Source organism: Nesterenkonia sp. AN1 (assembly GCF_000582475.1).
Classification (GTDB): domain Bacteria; phylum Actinomycetota; class Actinomycetes; order Actinomycetales; family Micrococcaceae; genus Nesterenkonia; species Nesterenkonia aurantiaca.
On sequence record NZ_JEMO01000012.1, the window covers coordinates 1 to 15,941 of the forward strand.

Sequence of the window (15,941 nt, forward strand, 5' to 3'; positions counted from 1 at the left end):
GCCCCCGCCAGGAGCTGCGCACCCAGGACGGGCAGCGGGCCTATGTCTACACCTCGCGCTTCGTCTACGACGAGTCCGCCGACACCTTGACCAATACCGCGAGCGGGGAGATCTACACCGACGGCGGGGAGGGCGCGTTCGTCACCCCCGACGGCGCGGAGGTGATGCCCGGCTGGCGGGTCAACGTGGGGCTGGAGAACTTCGTGCGAGCCGTCACCGAGGAGTCCATCCGCGGCCCATTGCTCTACGTCACGGCCTGGACCTTCGGGTTCGCGTTCCTCTCGGTGGCAACCACCTTCGTCATGGGCCTGTTCCTGGCCGTGGTCTTCAACGATGCTCGGATGAAGTCCCGTAAGTACTACCGGCTGGTCATGATCCTGCCCTACGCCTTCCCGGGGTTCCTCTCCGCGCTGGTCTGGGCCGGGATGATGAACCAGGAGTTCGGGTTCATCAACAACGTGCTCTTCGGCGGGGCCTCGATCCCCTGGCTCAGCGACCCATGGCTGGCCAAGCTGAGCATCCTGATCGTGAATCTCTGGCTGGGCTTCCCCTACATGTTCCTGGTCTGCACCGGAGCGCTTCAGTCGATCCCCGAGGAGCTCACCGAAGCCGCTCAGATGGACGGGGCCAGACCCTTCCAGGCCTTCCGGCAGATCAAGTTCCCACTCCTGCTGGTCTCGATCGCTCCGCTGCTGATCTCCTCCTTCGCCTTCAACTTCAACAACTTCAACCTTGTGTACATGCTCACCGGGGGCGGTCCCCGAGACATCGAGGCCGGGATCAATGTGGGTTCCACCGACATCCTGATCTCCATGGTCTACAAGGTGGCGTTCGTGGGATCCCAGAGCGACTATGGCCTGGCCAGCGCGTTCTCAATCCTGATCTTCTTCATCGTCGGCACCATCTCGGTGATCGCCTTCCGGCGCACCCGAGCTCTAGAGGAGTTGAACTGAGATGGCCCAGTCACTGCGCACCGCGACGCACCGCACACCCCGCCCAGGCCCAGCCGAGCCCCCCTCGGTCTCCCGTCGCACGCCCACCCGTCGTCGGCCCTTCCGCCGCTGGTTCTCCCAGACCGGCTGGCGTCACCTGGTCGGCATCGCCGTGGTCATCTTCGCCGCCTTTCCGCTGGTCTACGTGTTCTCCGCCTCGCTGAACCCCGGTGGGACGCTGATCACGGCCAACACGCTGTTCGGGAATCTGAGCCTGCGCAGCTACGTGGACCTGTTCAACCTGCCGCGGCAGCCCTTCGCCGCCTGGTACGTCAACACGTTGTTCATCGGGTTCAGCGCCTCCGCCGGCAGCGTGATGCTGGGCGCGCTGGCCGCCTACGCGTTCTCCCGGATGCGGTTCACCGGACGCCGGTTCGGTCTGATCACCATCCTGCTGGTGCAGATGTTCCCGCAGCTGCTCGCCATGGTGGCCATCTTCCTGCTGATGCTCTCGATCGGGGAGATCTTCCCGGCGATCGGACTCAACAGCCAGATCGGCCTGATCATGGTCTACCTCGGAGGCGCCCTCGGGGTGAACACCTACCTGATGTACGGCTTCTTCAACACCATCCCGGTCTCCATCGATGAGGCGGCCAGGATCGACGGGGCCGGTCACGCCCGAATCTTCTTCACCATCATCCTGCCGCTGGTCTCCCCGATCCTCGCCGTGGTCGCGCTGCTGTCCCTGGTGGCCACGCTGAGCGAGTTCGTCATCGCCTCGGTGCTGCTGCGGGATCCGGAGAAGCAGACGCTGGCCGTCGGGCTCTACCAGTTCATCTCCCAGGAGACCTCACAGAACTGGTCGATCTTCGCCGCCGGCGCGGTCCTCGCCGCGATCATCCCGGTGGCCCTGTTCCTGGGGCTGCAGCGCTACATCGTCTCGGGACTGGTCGCTGGCAGCGTGAAGTGAGTGCCGCGGCGCAGGTGCCGCGCATCGCCGTCCACTAGGCTGGGCTCCGCCGTCCGGACCGGGCGCGTGAGTATCGAGGAGTCGACCATGAGCCCGAGCAGCCAGCGCATCGCCACGGTGTATGACCAGGTCATCGCGCGAAATCCTGGGGAACATGAGTTTCACCAGGCCGTCAAGGAGGTCTTCGACTCGCTGGGGCGGGTGCTCACGAAGTTCCCGGAATATGTGGAGGAATCGATCCTGGAACGGATCTGTGAGCCGGAGCGGCAGATCATCTTCCGGATCCCGTGGACCGATGACACTGGTCGGGTGCATATCAATCGCGGCTTCCGCGTGCAGTTCAACTGGCGGGTCCCCGCCATGGTGGCGATGCTCGCCGGTTACGTGGGACTGCTGGGGCTCACCGGGCTTCGTGCTCAGCTCGACGATCTTTTCTGCTCGGCGGGGTTCGCCCCTGGCTGATCCGGGAGTACTCCAAACCGGTCCTCATCGCCAGCCTGGCGCTGGCCACGCTGTTGCCCTTCACCCTCAACTGGGTGTTCGAAAAACGTCCTGCGCAACTGTGCTGCCGTAGGGGGAACAGGACTCACTCACATGATGGAGCGGCAGATCATCTTCCGGATCCCGTGGACCGATGACACTGGTCGGGTGCATATCAATCGCGGCTTCCGCGTGCAGTTCAACTCCGCTCTGGGCCCGTATAAGGGCGGACTGCGCTTCGATCCCACGGTCATGCTCGGCACGGTGAAGTTCCTCGGATTCGAACAGATCTTCAAGAACGCACTCACCGGGCTCGTCGTCGGCGCCTCCGACTCCTCCGGCGCGGTGCATGACCGTGAAGGCATCGATCTGGAGCTGATGCGTGAGATCAAACAGGTCCAGCGCGGGCGGATCAGCGAGTACGCCGAGCAGCGCGGCTCCGCCGAGTTCATCGAGGGCCGCTCGGTCTGGGCCGTGGCGGAGAAGCACGACATCGACGTGGCCCTGCCCTGCGCGACCCAGAATGAGCTCGACGACGACGACGCGCGGATCCTGCTCAAGGCCGGGGTCAAGGCGGTGGTCGAGGGCGCGAACATGCCCACCACTCCGGCAGCCATCCATCGGCTCCGCGAAGCGGGGGCGCTCTTCGGACCCGGCAAGGCAGCCAACGCCGGGGGTGTGGCGACCTCGGCCCTGGAGATGCAGCAGAACTCGATCCGCGACTCCTGGAGCTTTGAATACACCGAGGCCCGGCTCGCGGAGATCATGGAGAACATCCACTCCCGCTGCGCCGGGACCGCCGAGGAGTACGGGGTCCCGGGGGACTACGTGGCTGGCGCGAACATCGCAGGGTTCACCCAGGTCGCGGACGCGATGATCGCCCAAGGTGTCATCTGAGTCAGCCCGGAACAAGACAGCTCGGGCTCGATCGGTGACCCCGCCGCTGCGGCAGGTGGTCACCGATCGAGCCCGAGGCCCGGATCGCCGTTCAGCCGGTGGTCACCGGCGCCAGCGCCTTGGTCTCCTCGTCGGTGAACAGCCGGGAGCGGATGATGAACCGCTGACCGGTCGGACCTTCGATGCTGAAACCGGCTCCGCGGCCCGGCGCCACATCAATGGTGATGTGAGTATGGGACCAGTACTGGAACTGCGCCTGCGAGATCCAGACCGGCACCGGCTCCGGTGTCCCGGGCTCCAGCCGACCCAGCAGCACGTCGGACGGCCCGGTGATGAAGGTCCCCTGCGTGAAGCACATCGGCGCCGATCCGTCGCAGCAGCCTCCCGACTGGTGAAACATCAGCGGCTGCCCATGACTCTCTCGCAGCTGGACCAGAAGCGCTGCGGCCGCATCGGAGACCGCGATCCGTGAGATGCTCATACCTTGATCATGCTCCTCTCCGCCCGAGGCATCCAGCCTAGAAGAACCCGAGCTTGTCCTCGCTGTAGCTGACCAGCATGTTCTTGGTCTGCTGGTAGTGCGAGAGCATCATCAGGTGGTTCTCCCGGCCGATCCCGGAGTTCTTGTAGCCGCCGAACGCGGCGTGTGCCGGGTACTGGTGGTAACAGTTGGTCCAGACCCGTCCGGCTTGGATGTCCCGACCGGCGCGATAGGCGATGTTCGCCTCGCGGGACCAGACTCCGGCGCCCAGACCGTAGAGCGTGTCGTTGGCGATCGCGATGCCCTCGGCGTAGTCCTTGAACTCGGTGACCGAGACGACCGGACCGAAGATCTCCTCCTGGAAGATCCGCATCGAGTTCTGACCCTTGAAGATGGTCGGCTCCACGTAGTAGCCCTCCGCGAGATCTCCACCGAGGTCCACCCGGTTTCCACCGGTGAGCACCTCAGCGCCCTCCTGCTTGCCGATGTCGATGTAGCTCAGGATCTTCTCCAGCTGATCATTGCTGGCCTGGGCCCCGACCTGAGTATCGGTGTCCAGGGGGTTGCCCTGCTTGACCAGCTTGGTCCGAGCCACGGCCTTCTCGAGGAACTCGTCGTAGATGCTGGACTGGATCAGAGCACGTGAGGGACAGGTGCAGACCTCGCCCTGATTCAGCGCGAACATCGTGAAGCCCTCGAGGGCCTTGTCATAGAAGGCGTCGTCCTCCCGGGCGACATCTTCGAAGAAGAGGTTCGGGCTCTTTCCGCCGAGCTCCAGAGTCATCGGAATGAGGTTCTGCGAGGCGTACTGCATGATCAGCCGCCCGGTGGTGGTCTCCCCGGTGAAGGCGATCTTGCGGATCCGCGGACTGGAGGCCAGCGGGGCGCCGGCCTCAGCACCGAAGCCGTTGACCACGTTGAGCACCCCGGCCGGCAGCAGGTCTCCGATGACCTCCATCAGCACCAGGATCGAGGCAGGGGTCTGTTCAGCGGGCTTGAGCACCACGGCGTTGCCTGCCGAGATCGCCGGCGCGAGCTTCCACACCGCCATCAGGATCGGGAAGTTCCACGGGATGATCTGTCCCACCACGCCGAGCGGCTCGTTGAAGTGGTAGGCCACCGTGTCGCCGTCGATCTCGCTGATCCCGCCCTCCTGGGCCCGGATCGCTCCGGCGAAGTAGCGGAAATGATCCACCGCCAGGGGCAGGTCCGCGGCGAGGGTCTCCCGGACGGGCTTGCCGTTCTCCCAGGTCTCGGCCACGGCCAGCATCTCGAGGTTCTCCTCGATCCGGTCCGCGATCTTGTTCAGCACCACGGCGCGCTCGGCCACCGAGGTCTTGCCCCAGGCTGGCGCGGCGCGGTGGGCGGCGTCGAGTGCCAGTTCGATGTCAGCGGCCTTGGAACGGGGAATCTCGGTGAAGCTCTTACCGGTGACCGGCGAGGGATTCTCGAAGTACTCGCCGTCTACCGGCGCGACCCACTCCCCGCCGATGTAGTTCTCGTAGCGGGACTTGTAGCTCACCAGTGCGCCGTCGGTTCCCGGCTGGGCATAGATGGTCATATTGGGCTCCTTCTCTTGGCCTTGCGCCGGAGGATCCTCCCGGATTGCGAGAGTCCACGCCCGGCGCTGTGATCTGCCTCACATGCAACAAGCTTAGATCTCTTCAGGTTGCAGCACCGTTGCATGGTTAGACTGTGAGCAAGCACACACGCAGTTGTGGTGCGCTGCAGTCTTACGCAGCTCCCGGGCACCGCAAAGCGTCGAAGGAGTGTCATGGAGGCGTTCTCCACCGAGCCGAAGACCTGGGCCGCGCTGCCCCACGCGCTGCGCGAGTCCTGGCTGCGTTCCGCCGGGGGCGTGCGAGACCCGATCAGCGCGCTGCCGCCCATCGAGCTCGACGAGCTCCAGCTGCGGGAGTACCGGAGGAACCACCCGCTGCGGCTGGTGCTGCCCGTGCTGCAGCGCCTGCTGATCGAGCCGGCCGCCGAGGCTGGACTCATCGTGCTATCGGTGATGCGGCGGGGCGGCTCCTCTGGGTGGAGGGCGCGCGCGAGACGCTGCGCCAGGCGGAGCGCTCGGCCTTCCAGCCGGGGGCGAACTGGTCTGAGCGGGCCATCGGCACCTCGGCCCCGGGCCTCGCCCTGGCCACAGGACGCGGCGCACAGGTGCACCGAGAGCAGCATTTCTCCTACACCGCACACCGCTTCTCCTGTTCGGCGGTGCCGGTGCGCGACCCTTCCACCGGAGCGCTGCTGGGCGTGGTGGATCTGACCGGAGATGCCCAGGCCGTGGCAGTCCATTCGCTGCCGCTGCTGCTCGCCGCGGTATCCGCGGCGGAGGCGGAGCTCAGGCTGCACCCTGCCGTTCCGGCGCAGGCCACACTGACCACACTCGGGGCCGGGCCGGCCGTGCTGGGCACCTTCGATGCGCATCAGCCGCTCGGTCTGCGGCACGCGGAGATCCTGTTCCTGCTGGGGTGGCACTCGGAGCCCGGATCGGAGCGAGGGCTCACCGCGGAGGAACTGGCCGTGCTGCTCTATGGCGAGGCCGACCATGAGGTGACGGTCCGCGCCGAGCTGGTCCGGCTGCGCCGCCTGCTGGCAGAGCACCACTCCCCCAGCATCGACCTGCTCTCGCGCCCCTACCGGCTCAGCGCCCCGTTGCGGGTGGACGCCCGAGACGCCCATACTGCTCTCACCGCGGGTGACCGGCAGGGTGCCCTGGACCTCTATCGCGGTCAGCTGCTGCCGGGCAGCGAGGCTCCGGGAGTCTTGAGGGTGCGCCGGGAACTCTCGGCGCTGCTGCGTGAGGCGGTCCTCTCAGACGGCTCCGCCGAGGATCTGTGGCGTTATCTGCAGCTCACCGAGGCCGCCGAAGACCAGGACGCCGTGCGCACCGCGCTGCGCGTGATGCCGGCATACTCGCCGCGCCGGGCGGTCCTGGTGGCACGCAGCACGCCGTAGGCTCCAGCCCACTCCGCGCCACCCCTGCCCCTGCCGGTGAGCCGGCGACTCGGCGAGCGGCATCGTAGACTGCTCAGTCATGTCCGCATTCTCTGCCGGTCCCACCGGGACAGATCTCCCGCAGCTCGCCCGGCCCTATACCGTCTTGAGCTCCGGCGCGGAGATCACCCATGAGATCGAGCGTCGACGCTCACGGTTCCGCACCCTCCTGCGCCGCGTCGAGCACGAAGCCGAGGCGCAGTCCTGGGTCGAGAAGCTGCGCCGGGCCCACCCCGACGCGCGGCACCACTGCAGCGCCTGGGTCATCGGGCCGGAGCGGCAGCTCCAGCGGTCCCACGACGACGGCGAGCCATCCGGCACCGCGGGAGCCCCGATCTTGGCGGCGCTGCAGAAGACCGAGATGCCCGGCGGAGCAGCCGACCTCAGTGATGTCGTGGCCGTGGTGCTGCGCTGGTTCGGTGGGACGCTGCTCGGTCCAGGTGGATTGGTGAGCGCCTACTCAGATTCGGTGACCGGCGCGCTGCACCGCGCCCGGGAACAGGGTCAGCTCCGGAGCCGGACCTCCATGCGGGTCTTCGACGTTGAGGCACCCATCGTTGAGGCAGGCCGCTGGGAGAATGAGCTCCGCGCCACCGGGGTGGAGGTGACCGCGACCGAGTACAGCAGCGACGGTGCGCAGGCCCAGATCCGACTCTCGGTGCCAGACACCGAGGTGCAGACCCAGGAGCTGCATCGCAGGATCGCCGCGCTCAGTGCCGGAACGGTGATTCCGACGCCAGCGGGTCAGCGCTGGGTGGACCGGTGACTCAGGTGTCGAAGACCGTCGAGGCGGACTGGCGTCCCACCTTGGCCACCAGCTCTTCGGCGAGCGTGCGCAGCTTGACGTTGCGGTGGCTCGAGGCCTTGCGCAGGATCGCGAAGGCCTCCTCCTGAGTACAGCGGTTCTGCGCCATGACCACGCCGATGGCGATGTCGATCGCGGTGCGTGACTCCATGGCGGCGCGAAGGTGCTCGACGTTCTCGGAGTAGGCCGCCAGTCGCAGTGCGATCACGCCGACCTTGGAGGCGAGCTCCGCGTAGCGGCGGGCCGCCTCGATCTCGGCCGGGCCGAAGGCTCCGGCGTGCTGGTGTAGAGGTTCATCGCGGCGGCGGACTCGGACTGCAGGGTCAGCGGCAGCGCAAGCACGCTGCGCATGCCGAACTCCCGCACCGCGGCCATATACCCGGGCCAGCGTCGCTCAGAGCGCACATCGGACACGCTGATCACGGTGTTGGTGCGCTGGGCCTCCAGGCAGGGTCCCTCATCGAAGCCTGCCTGGACCTCATCCAGCCGTGCCGCCTCCGGACTGCTGGCGGCGACCACGACGTTGCGCTTGGATCGGTCGAGGATGATGCTGCACAGCACCGGCTGGGTTCCGCTGAACCGCTCGGCTGAGACCTGGGCCAGACCCTGCAGGAAGCTGGAGATGTCGGTGTCCTGTTCGAGCAGAACCTGCAGGTCCGCGGAGGCGTCGAGACCCGCGGCATCGGTGTCGATGGCATCCAGGACGGCGTCATCCACAGTCTGGGTGTCGGTCTCCAGGATGTGATCGCTCAGCTTTGACTCTGTGCTCATAGTTATCTCCGCTCGGAACGTATGCGCCGCCCTCAGCGACGCCACAAGTTTACTTGAATCCTTCAGCGTCGTCCGCTCTGTCCAGAGCTCTTTCTCCACGGGTTCCCGGCGGGGAGGTCAGTGGTTAGACTGGGAAACGAGTTCAGCAGTGGGCTCAGCTCATCACTCATAGGAGCAGATATGATCCGCCCACTGCTAGGCGCGCCGCAAGACTTCGCGGCTTCCGCATCGAACGCTCTCCACACGCCGGTCGCGTCGGGGTCAGACAGGGCACGCCACAACCCCGAGAGGACTGTGGGCATGACCGCCATCGAAGACATCATGGCACCCCTGGGTGCCACCATTCTCGGCACAAGGTCTCTGGCCGACGCGGCGCAGGTTCTCGAAGAGTCCGACCCGGTGGTGGTGTTGAACCTTTCGTACCGAGCCATCGGGCTCATCACCCGCGCGGACATCGAGTCCTTGCGGCAGCGGCAGCCAAAGGGCTGGTCCAAGCGCCGCTGCGCAGCTCTGGTCCGGACGAGCGATCAGGCACTGCAGCGCAGCACCCCGATCCGTGAGCTGCTGGTCAGCCCGGTATTGGACACCACCCGACCGTTGCTGGTCCTGGATCAGGACCAAGCCGCAGGCATCCTGCTGCCCGGGAGCATCAGCGCCTGGCGTCGGGACCAGGAGTCCTCCGGAGCTGCGAGCATCAGCCCATCAGGGGAGTCCCGATGAACGGATCGATCCAGAGCCCGATGAACAGCAGGGTGAGGTAGAGGATCGAGAGATGGAAGACCTTCATGGCCTTCTTGTCCGTGAGGGTGCCGTCCTCCGCCTGCCGGTGCAGCGCATGGGCCTCGTAGATGAACCATGCGCCCGAGGCCAGGGCGAACGCCGTGTAGGTGATGCCGGCCCATCCCATGGGGATCAACAGCAACGAGCACATCACGGTGGCCCAGGCGTAGAGCACCACCTGGACTGACACGGTGCGCGCCGTGGCGACGGCGCCGAGCATCGGCACGTGCGCCGTCTGGTAGTCGGTCCGGTACTTCATCGACAACGGCCAGTAGTGCGGCGGGGTCCATAGGAAGATGATCACGAACAGCACCACCGCGGGCCATTCCAGCGTCTCGCGCACCGCGGCCCAGGCGATCACCACCGGGAAGCACCCCGCGATGCCGCCCCAGATGATGTTCTGCTCGGTGCGGCGTTTGAGGATGATCGTGTAGACCACAACGTAGAAGAAGATGGCGGCCGCGCCGAGACCTGCGGCCAGCGGGTTGGTTCCGAACCAGAGGACCGCGATGGCGGCGGCACCCAGCACCGAGGCGAAGATCAGCGCCTCACGGGGACTGAGCTCCCCAGTGACCAGCGGACGCTTCTTGGTCCGGTTCATCAGCTTGTCCATATCGCGATCGATATAGCAGTTGAAGGCCCCCGCGGAACCAGCGGCCATGGCCCCACCGACCAGCGTGGCCAGTGCCAGCCAGAAGTCGGGCACACCCCGCTGCGCGAAGAACATGGTGGGCAACGTGGTGACCAGGAGCAGCTCGATGACGCGCGGCTTGGTCAGAGACCAGTATGCGGCCATCTTGCGTCGCCATCGAGGCGTCGCGGCCTCCACACCGGGGGCAGCGGAAGCTGCTCGGGATGCGGAATCGCCGGTCGGGGCGACAGAAGTCTGTTGGGTCACGTCTCAGCTCACAGGGGGTCGAGGTGCACTCGTCGTCGTCGTTCAGTGTACCGGTCGCGCATGGCCTCGGCAGAGCCGACCGGCCTGTGCGCCGAATTGTTTCTACAGCTCGTAGAAATGGCGCGGTGTCGATCGGCGCGCGCCTGGGTCGGCCGGTCTTGGTAGTCCCGCGTCGGCTCAGGCGTCGATCCGGTCGCGGTCCAGCGCCTGGGATCCCTCGATGATGAACTCCTTGCGGGGCGCGACCACCGAACCCATGAGGAGGTCGAAGACCCGTTCGGCGGCTTCGGCGTCCTGCACCCTGATCCGGCGCAGCGCCCGGTGCTGCGGGTCCATGGTCGTCTCGGAGAGCTGATCGGCATCCATCTCGCCCAGACCCTTGTATCGCTGTATCGGCTCCTTATAGTTCAACCCGTCCTGCTCCAGCTGGGCCAGGAGCTGATTCAGCTCCCCCTCGGAGTAGGTGTACTTGACCTCGTTCGCCCTGCGGCCCAGGTGGATGATCTCCACCCGGTGCAGCGGAGGCACGGCGGCGAAGACGCGGCCAGCCTCGATCAGTGGGCGCATGTAGCGGAAGAACAGGGTCAGCAGCAGGGTGCGGATGTGGGCGCCGTCGACGTCGGCATCGGTCATCAGCACCACCTTGCCGTAGCGGGCGGCGTCGAGGTCGAAGGATCGACCGGAGCCGGCACCGATGACCTGCAGCAGAGCGGCACACTCGGTGTTGGAGAGCATGTCCGCAACCGAGGCCTTCTGGACGTTGAGGATCTTTCCGCGGATCGGCAGCAGCGCCTGGAAGTCCGAAGAGCGGGCGAGCTTCGCGGTGCCCAGCGCGGAGTCGCCCTCGACGATGAACAACTCGGTCTCGGCCACGCCCTTCGAGCGGCACTCCACCAGCTTGGCCGGCATGGAGGAGGTCTCCAGCGCGTTCTTGCGCCGCTGGGTCTCCTTGTGCATCCGGGCGGAGATGCGTGACTTCATCTCTGCGACGACCTTCTCCAGCACCGCGGTCGCTTGCTGCTTGTCCCCCCGCTTGGTGGAGCTCAGCCGGGTCTCGAGCTCCTTGCTGACCACTTTGGAGACGATCTGGCGGGCCGCGGGTGTGCCCAGGATCTCCTTGGTCTGCCCCTCGAACTGGGGCTCGGCGATGCGCACGGTGACCACTGCGGTGAGTCCGGCCAGCACGTCATCCTTTTCAAGCTTGTCGCTTCCCGCCTTGAGCTTGCGCGCGTTGGACTCCACAGTCTTGCGCAGGGACTTCAGCAGGGCCTGTTCGAAGCCGGTCAGGTGGGTGCCGCCCTTGGGCGTGGCGATGATGTTCACGAAGCTGCGCACGGTGGTCTCGTAGCCGATCCCCCAGCGCAGCGCGATGTCCACCTCGCAGTCGCGCTCCACGTCCTCCATGTGGCTGCGTCCGTCTGCCGCGAGCACCGGGATGCGTTCGGTGAACTTCCCGTGGCCCTGGATGCGCCAGATATCGGTGACCGAGGTGTCCGCAGAAAGGTGCTCGGCGAACTCGCTGATGCCGCCGTCGTACTGGAAGACCTCCTCCAGGGGCTCCGGGCCGCGCTCGTCGCGCACGGTGATGCGCAGCCCCGGGACCAGGAACGCGGTCTGTCGGGCACGGTTGGCGATCTCGATGTCGTTGAAACCGGCGTCGGAGGTGAAGATCTGTCGATCAGACCAGTAGCGGATCGTCGTTCCGGTGACCCCCCGCTTCGCCTTGCCGATGATGTCGAGCGGCGAGCCGTCCAGGGCCGGAGTGAACGTCGCATCGGGGTCGGGCCGGGAGCCGGAGAAGACGCCGGGTTCGCCGCGGCGGAAGGAGAGCTGATGGACCTTCCCGCCCCGGGTGACCTGGGCGTCGAGTCGGGCCGAGAGCGCGTTGACCACTGAGGCGCCCACGCCGTGGAGCCCTCCCACGGCGTTATAGGAGCCGCCGCCGAACTTCCCGCCGGCGTGAAGCTTGGTGAAGACCACTTCCAGGCCGGAGAGTCCGGTGCGGGGCTCGATGTCCACCGGGATCCCGCGTCCGTCGTCGCTGACCTCTACGGAATCATCCCGGTGCAGGGTGATGGTGATGGTGGAGGCGTGGCCGGCCAGTGCCTCGTCCACGGAGTTGTCGATGATCTCCCAGAGGCAGTGCATGAGCCCGCGAGAGTCCGTGGAACCGATGTACATTCCGGGACGCTTGCGAACAGCTTCGAGACCTTCGAGCACCGACAGATGCCGGGCGTCATACTCCGAGCGCTTGGCCACGCAGTGTCCTCCTGTGGTGGTGGGGAATCATTGCCATCGTAGTGCGAGGCGGACCGTGGGCTCCGCAGAAGCGCCGCAGTCGGTACGCGCACAGCGAAAGCACGGCGGTTTATGGCTGCCGCTGCGAATGAAACGGCCGAGTCCGTGGTTCTATGGAACACCAAGAGATCCTGAGTCAGGCCTTCCCGGCTGCAGGACCTCTGGAGCATTGACCTGAGGAGGCGAAGAGCATGACCGGCACAACTGGCACCGTGGAAAACCAGCCCACTACCTTGACTGCCCTTGACCGTTGCGACCGCTGTGGAGCGCAGGCGTATGTGCGAGCAGCGCTCACATCCGGTGTTCTGCTCTTCTGCAATCACCACGGCCGGCAGGTCGAGAACTCGCTGCGCCCCAAGACCGTCGAGTGGATCGACGAGTCGGATCGCCTCGCGACCGCGAAGTAGCGCAGCACCAGACGAAGAAGGGTGCGGACCGGAGAAATCCGGTCCGCACCCTTCTTCTGTCTCCGCTGAGGTTCCGCGGGAACTCGCCGGGCTCAGCTCCAGTGGAGCTGAGCGCCAGCGGAGCTGATACTCAGTCGAGGTAGTCGCGCAGGACCTGCGAGCGGCTCGGGTGGCGCAGCTTTGACATGGTCTTGGACTCTATCTGCCGGATCCGCTCGCGCGTGACGCCGTAGACCTTGCCGATCTCATCGAGGGTCTTCGGCTGCCCGTCGGTGAGGCCGAAGCGCATCGCGACCACGCCGGCTTCGCGCTCGGCGAGCGTGTCCAGGACCGAGTGGAGCTGTTCCTGGAGCAGGGTGAAGCTCACTGCGTCGGAGGGCACCACGGCTTCGGAGTCTTCGATGAGGTCGCCGAACTCGGAGTCACCGTCCTCACCCAGCGGGGTATGCAGCGAGATCGGCTCGCGGCCGTACTTCTGGACTTCGACGACCTTCTCCGGGGTCATGTCGAGTTCCTGTGCCAGCTCCTCCGGAGTGGGCTCGCGGCCCAGATCCTGGAGCATCTGCCGCTGGACCCGGGCAAGCTTGTTGATGACCTCCACCATGTGCACCGGGATGCGGATGGTGCGTGCCTGGTCCGCCATGGCGCGGGTGATCGCCTGGCGGATCCACCAGGTGGCGTAGGTCGAGAACTTGAAGCCCTTGGTGTAGTCGAACTTCTCGACCGCGCGGATCAGTCCGAGGTTGCCTTCCTGGATCAGGTCCAGGAAGAGCATGCCGCGGCCGGTGTACCGCTTGGCCAACGAGACCACCAGACGGAGGTTCGCTTCCAGCAGGTGGTTCTTGGCGCGCTTGCCATCGGCGACCACGAGTTCGAGATCGCGCCGGAGCCGACGGTCGGTGATCTTCTGCTTGTTCAGCTTGTGCTCGGCGAAGAGTCCGGCCTCGATGCGCAGCGCGAGGTCCACCTCCTGCTCGGCGTTCAGGAGGGCGACCTTGCCGATCTGCTTGAGGTAGTCCTTGACCGGGTCTGCGGTGGCACCGGCGGAGACCACCTGAATCGCGGGGGCGTCGTCCTCATCGGCGTTGGAAATGACGAAGCCGCGACCCTTGGATTCCTCCTCCTCACCCTCCTTGGCCTTGACCGAGGCCTCGGTGATGGCTTCCGGGTCTTCCCCGTCGGCCACGGCCTTCGCGACGGCCTTCTCCAGGGCGGCGGTGGGCGCTGCCTTCTCTTCGGCGTCCGCCTCGGCCAGGACCTCGTCCACCGGATCTGCGGCACGCTTGCGGCCCCCGGTCTTCTTGGCGGGAGCCTTGGCCGGGGACGCGGCGGCGCTCTTCGTCTCCGCAGCGGACTTCGCGGCGCTGGTCTTGGCCGCGGTGGACTTCGCGGTGGTGGACTTGGCGGCGCTCGACTTCGCGGCCGGCGCCTTGGCGCTCGACTTCGCGGCTGAGGAGGCAGGGCTCTTTTTCGCCGCAGTGGACTTGGCGGCGGTGCTGCGAGCTGCAGTGCTCTTCTTGGCGGGCGTCTTCTTCTCAGCCTCTGCAGCGGCCGCGTTCTCTTCGGTGGACTTGGACGCAGTAGTGGGCACGGTGACCTTCCGACTTAGACATATGGTGCAGATGCGATGAACTTGTCGGTCAACACACCTATGACCCTGTCAAGGCCATAATAGGAACCGCACTCCTCTGAGGAGCTGTCAACAGCCCCTCGGGTGGGTGGGATCCTACGATGGTTGCAGGGTCTCAATGGTTGACAACATAGCGTGTTCCGCCCGCATTCCCAATCTGAGAGATTTTCCGGGCTAGTCGGGGCTCGGCCCGGTGGTCCTGCCGGTGGTCCTGGTCCAGGACCAGCTGTGCTGCTTGGTCCGGGCCCAGAGGCACACGCCTTTGAGCTGCATCAGCCGCTCGATGATCCGGCTGAGCTCGTTGTCCGGGAACTCGCTCAAGCAGCGGTCGATGAAGGATCCGGCGGCGGTGCCTCGGCCTCTGGCCCATTCGATCCACGCCATGAGGCAGAGAAGGTGCTCGCGTTCGACGCCTCGGGCGTAGGGCACCAGAGCGTTGAGCACGGCTTCAAGCCCGTCGACTCGTTGCCAGTCGGGCCGTGACCGGGTCTCGCCGAGGAACGACGCCGCATAGCGCTGCAGCATCGCCGCCTCCGCCCGTTCAGGTGGGGACACCAGGTGGCCCTCCCGGTGGCGCAGCCCGGCCATGGCGTGATCAAGCCCCAAGGTGGCCAGAGGAATCAGCAGATCCCGCTCGAACCCGGTGTGGAGCTGCTCCAGGAGCTTGATGAGGTTCTGAGCCTGAGCGAGGGGCTCCTCGGGAGTGGCTGTCTGATCCTCGCTGCGCGGGGCCTCGGCATCGATGCAGCGCCCCTGCTGCGGTGCGGCGGCAGCCCGAGCCAGCGCGAGGTCCCAGGCTTGGAGCCGATGTCGCAGCTGCCGCGGCTCGGGCAGCGGATGTGCGGCGTTGCCCGTGCGCAGGTCGGCGAGGAGCGCCTCGACCCTCGTGTCCGCGACCGGGGCTCGCTGAAGAAATGTGGCGGCTGCCTTCTCCAGCGGCGCAGGCTCGCGGCCGGGGAGCCCGTTCGGGAGGCCTCCCAGGGTGGGGATCCGGAGCTCGCCGATGCCACGGCCCGGCAGCCCGCAGCAGGCTGGGTCGGCGCAGAGCGGGTCGCGGACGTGGTCGGCGGCGAGGAACCAGGTCTGGACGATTCGCACGCAGTACTCGGCCTCGAGCACGATCCGCAGCGCCTCCAGGCAGCATCGCCAGGCCTCGTCCTGGGTCTGCGAAGGAGCCTCGTCACCGATCAGCATCAACATGGCCGCCTCGGGTGCCGGGGAGGACCCCTCCCCGGCCAGGCAGTCCGCGATCAGCCGGGCGCAGGTGAACGGCTCCTGCAGCGCCGGCTGCAGGTCGATCCGCATGTGACCGCCGGTGCAGCCGTCGAGCAGCCCTATGACGATGAGTGATTCCTGCGGCAGCCCCCCGAAGGTGTGCCGCACCAGGGCGAGGCAGTCTGCAGGGTTCGCGATGTCGAGCGGTCCTGGAGGAGGGTCCGAGGCATAGGTGCTCTGGGCTGGGCCGGGAAGCGGATGCCGTGCGTGCGGGTGTGCGTCCATGGAGCCAGCGTGCTTGAAGTCCCGGGTGCCCGGGCGCTGCCGGGGTTGACTGTGGACATCTCCGCGGGCGGGCTCCACAGCGGCGGTGC

The 15,941-nt window shown here is 66.5% G+C and carries 16 protein-coding genes; 8 read left to right on the plus strand and 8 right to left on the minus strand.

Annotated features, from left to right (window positions below):
* The 4 genes from BG28_RS06895 to BG28_RS14375 all read left to right on the plus strand — a co-directional run.
* Positions 1–953: ABC transporter permease subunit (locus tag BG28_RS06895; protein WP_036475269.1), on the plus strand; the 953-nt coding region annotated here is incomplete at its 5' end.
* A gap of 1 nt (position 954) precedes the next feature.
* Entirely contained in the window at positions 955–1,902 is a 948-nt protein-coding gene (locus BG28_RS06900) for a sugar ABC transporter permease (RefSeq protein ID WP_084479537.1), read from the plus strand.
* Between the two features lie 87 nt (positions 1,903–1,989).
* Complete coding sequence (locus BG28_RS14370) at positions 1,990–2,364, plus strand: hypothetical protein (RefSeq protein ID WP_051501126.1); 375 nt, start codon at positions 1,990–1,992, stop codon at positions 2,362–2,364.
* Between the two features lie 132 nt (positions 2,365–2,496).
* Entirely contained in the window at positions 2,497–3,279 is a 783-nt protein-coding gene (locus BG28_RS14375) for a Glu/Leu/Phe/Val dehydrogenase dimerization domain-containing protein (protein ID WP_051501127.1), read from the plus strand.
* 91 nt (positions 3,280–3,370) lie between these two features.
* On the opposite strand, the gene BG28_RS06910 is transcribed toward BG28_RS14375, so the two are convergent.
* A complete protein-coding gene (locus BG28_RS06910; RefSeq protein ID WP_036475272.1) occupies positions 3,371–3,760 on the minus strand; it encodes a DUF779 domain-containing protein in 390 nt (129 codons plus the stop codon).
* Positions 3,761–3,797: 37 nt separating this feature from the next.
* Complete coding sequence (adh, locus tag BG28_RS06915; RefSeq protein WP_036475274.1) at positions 3,798–5,321, minus strand: aldehyde dehydrogenase; 1,524 nt, start codon at positions 5,319–5,321, stop codon at positions 3,798–3,800.
* 476 nt (positions 5,322–5,797) lie between these two features.
* On the opposite strand from adh, the gene BG28_RS06920 reads away from it, so the two are divergent.
* Positions 5,798–6,724 carry a hypothetical protein gene (locus BG28_RS06920; RefSeq protein ID WP_051501128.1) on the plus strand — a complete coding sequence of 309 codons (927 nt, stop codon included), beginning with the start codon at positions 5,798–5,800 and terminating at the stop codon, positions 6,722–6,724.
* 79 nt (positions 6,725–6,803) lie between these two features.
* Positions 6,804–7,529 (plus strand): YigZ family protein, encoded by a 726-nt coding sequence (locus BG28_RS06925; protein WP_036475276.1) that lies wholly within the window; start codon positions 6,804–6,806, stop codon positions 7,527–7,529.
* Between the two features lies 1 nt (position 7,530).
* Here BG28_RS06925 and BG28_RS14380 read toward each other — a convergent pair whose 3' ends face one another.
* Positions 7,531–7,776, minus strand: a complete 246-nt coding sequence (locus BG28_RS14380) for an ANTAR domain-containing protein (RefSeq protein WP_051501129.1) — start codon at positions 7,774–7,776, stop codon at positions 7,531–7,533.
* The gene (locus BG28_RS06930) at positions 7,773–8,339 is read right to left on the minus strand and encodes a GAF domain-containing protein (RefSeq protein WP_051501130.1); all 567 of its coding nucleotides are present in this window, start codon (positions 8,337–8,339) and stop codon (positions 7,773–7,775) included. Before BG28_RS06930 ends, BG28_RS14380 begins: the two co-directional genes overlap by 4 nt.
* Before the next feature lie 300 nt (positions 8,340–8,639).
* Here BG28_RS06930 and BG28_RS06935 point away from each other — a divergent pair, with 300 nt between their 5' ends.
* Complete coding sequence (locus BG28_RS06935; RefSeq protein ID WP_036475277.1) at positions 8,640–9,059, plus strand: hypothetical protein; 420 nt, start codon at positions 8,640–8,642, stop codon at positions 9,057–9,059.
* Here the strand turns inward: BG28_RS06935 and BG28_RS06940 are convergent.
* Together BG28_RS06940 and BG28_RS06945 are read right to left on the minus strand one after the other, a co-directional pair.
* On the minus strand, positions 9,034–9,948 hold the full coding sequence (locus BG28_RS06940; protein WP_036475280.1) for a heme o synthase: 915 nt from the start codon (positions 9,946–9,948) through the stop codon (positions 9,034–9,036). The two genes, BG28_RS06935 and BG28_RS06940, sit on opposite strands and share 26 nt — an antisense overlap.
* Positions 9,949–10,194: 246 nt before the next feature.
* Positions 10,195–12,276 (minus strand): type IIA DNA topoisomerase subunit B, encoded by a 2,082-nt coding sequence (locus BG28_RS06945; protein ID WP_036475282.1) that lies wholly within the window; start codon positions 12,274–12,276, stop codon positions 10,195–10,197.
* Between the two features lie 230 nt (positions 12,277–12,506).
* On the opposite strand from BG28_RS06945, the gene BG28_RS06950 reads away from it, so the two are divergent.
* A complete protein-coding gene (locus BG28_RS06950) occupies positions 12,507–12,722 on the plus strand; it encodes a hypothetical protein (protein WP_036475283.1) in 216 nt (71 codons plus the stop codon).
* 130 nt (positions 12,723–12,852) lie between these two features.
* Here the strand turns inward: BG28_RS06950 and BG28_RS06955 are convergent, their stop codons facing one another.
* Together BG28_RS06955 and BG28_RS06960 are read right to left on the minus strand one after the other, a co-directional pair.
* Positions 12,853–14,346, minus strand: a complete 1,494-nt coding sequence (locus BG28_RS06955; RefSeq protein WP_369797206.1) for an RNA polymerase sigma factor — start codon at positions 14,344–14,346, stop codon at positions 12,853–12,855.
* Between the two features lie 180 nt (positions 14,347–14,526).
* A complete protein-coding gene (locus BG28_RS06960; RefSeq protein ID WP_036475288.1) occupies positions 14,527–15,852 on the minus strand; it encodes a DUF4192 family protein in 1,326 nt (441 codons plus the stop codon).
* Positions 15,853–15,941 lie beyond the last annotated feature (89 nt).

What these genes read in the sequence shown, in the direction of transcription:
- BG28_RS06935 (WP_036475277.1), top strand. Translation starts at nt 8,640, where the DNA reads ATGACCGCCATCGAAGACATCATGGCACCCCTGGGTGCCACCATTCTC.
- adh (WP_036475274.1), bottom strand. Translation starts at nt 5,321, where the DNA reads ATGACCATCTATGCCCAGCCGGGAACCGACGGCGCACTGGTGAGCTAC.
- BG28_RS06950 (WP_036475283.1), top strand. Translation starts at nt 12,507, where the DNA reads ATGACCGGCACAACTGGCACCGTGGAAAACCAGCCCACTACCTTGACT.
- BG28_RS06930 (WP_051501130.1), bottom strand. Translation starts at nt 8,339, where the DNA reads ATGAGCACAGAGTCAAAGCTGAGCGATCACATCCTGGAGACCGACACC.
- BG28_RS06900 (WP_084479537.1), top strand. Translation starts at nt 955, where the DNA reads ATGGCCCAGTCACTGCGCACCGCGACGCACCGCACACCCCGCCCAGGC.
- BG28_RS14375 (WP_051501127.1), top strand. Translation starts at nt 2,497, where the DNA reads ATGATGGAGCGGCAGATCATCTTCCGGATCCCGTGGACCGATGACACT.
- BG28_RS06910 (WP_036475272.1), bottom strand. Translation starts at nt 3,760, where the DNA reads ATGAGCATCTCACGGATCGCGGTCTCCGATGCGGCCGCAGCGCTTCTG.
- BG28_RS06925 (WP_036475276.1), top strand. Translation starts at nt 6,804, where the DNA reads ATGTCCGCATTCTCTGCCGGTCCCACCGGGACAGATCTCCCGCAGCTC.
- BG28_RS14370 (WP_051501126.1), top strand. Translation starts at nt 1,990, where the DNA reads ATGAGCCCGAGCAGCCAGCGCATCGCCACGGTGTATGACCAGGTCATC.
- BG28_RS06960 (WP_036475288.1), bottom strand. Translation starts at nt 15,852, where the DNA reads ATGGACGCACACCCGCACGCACGGCATCCGCTTCCCGGCCCAGCCCAG.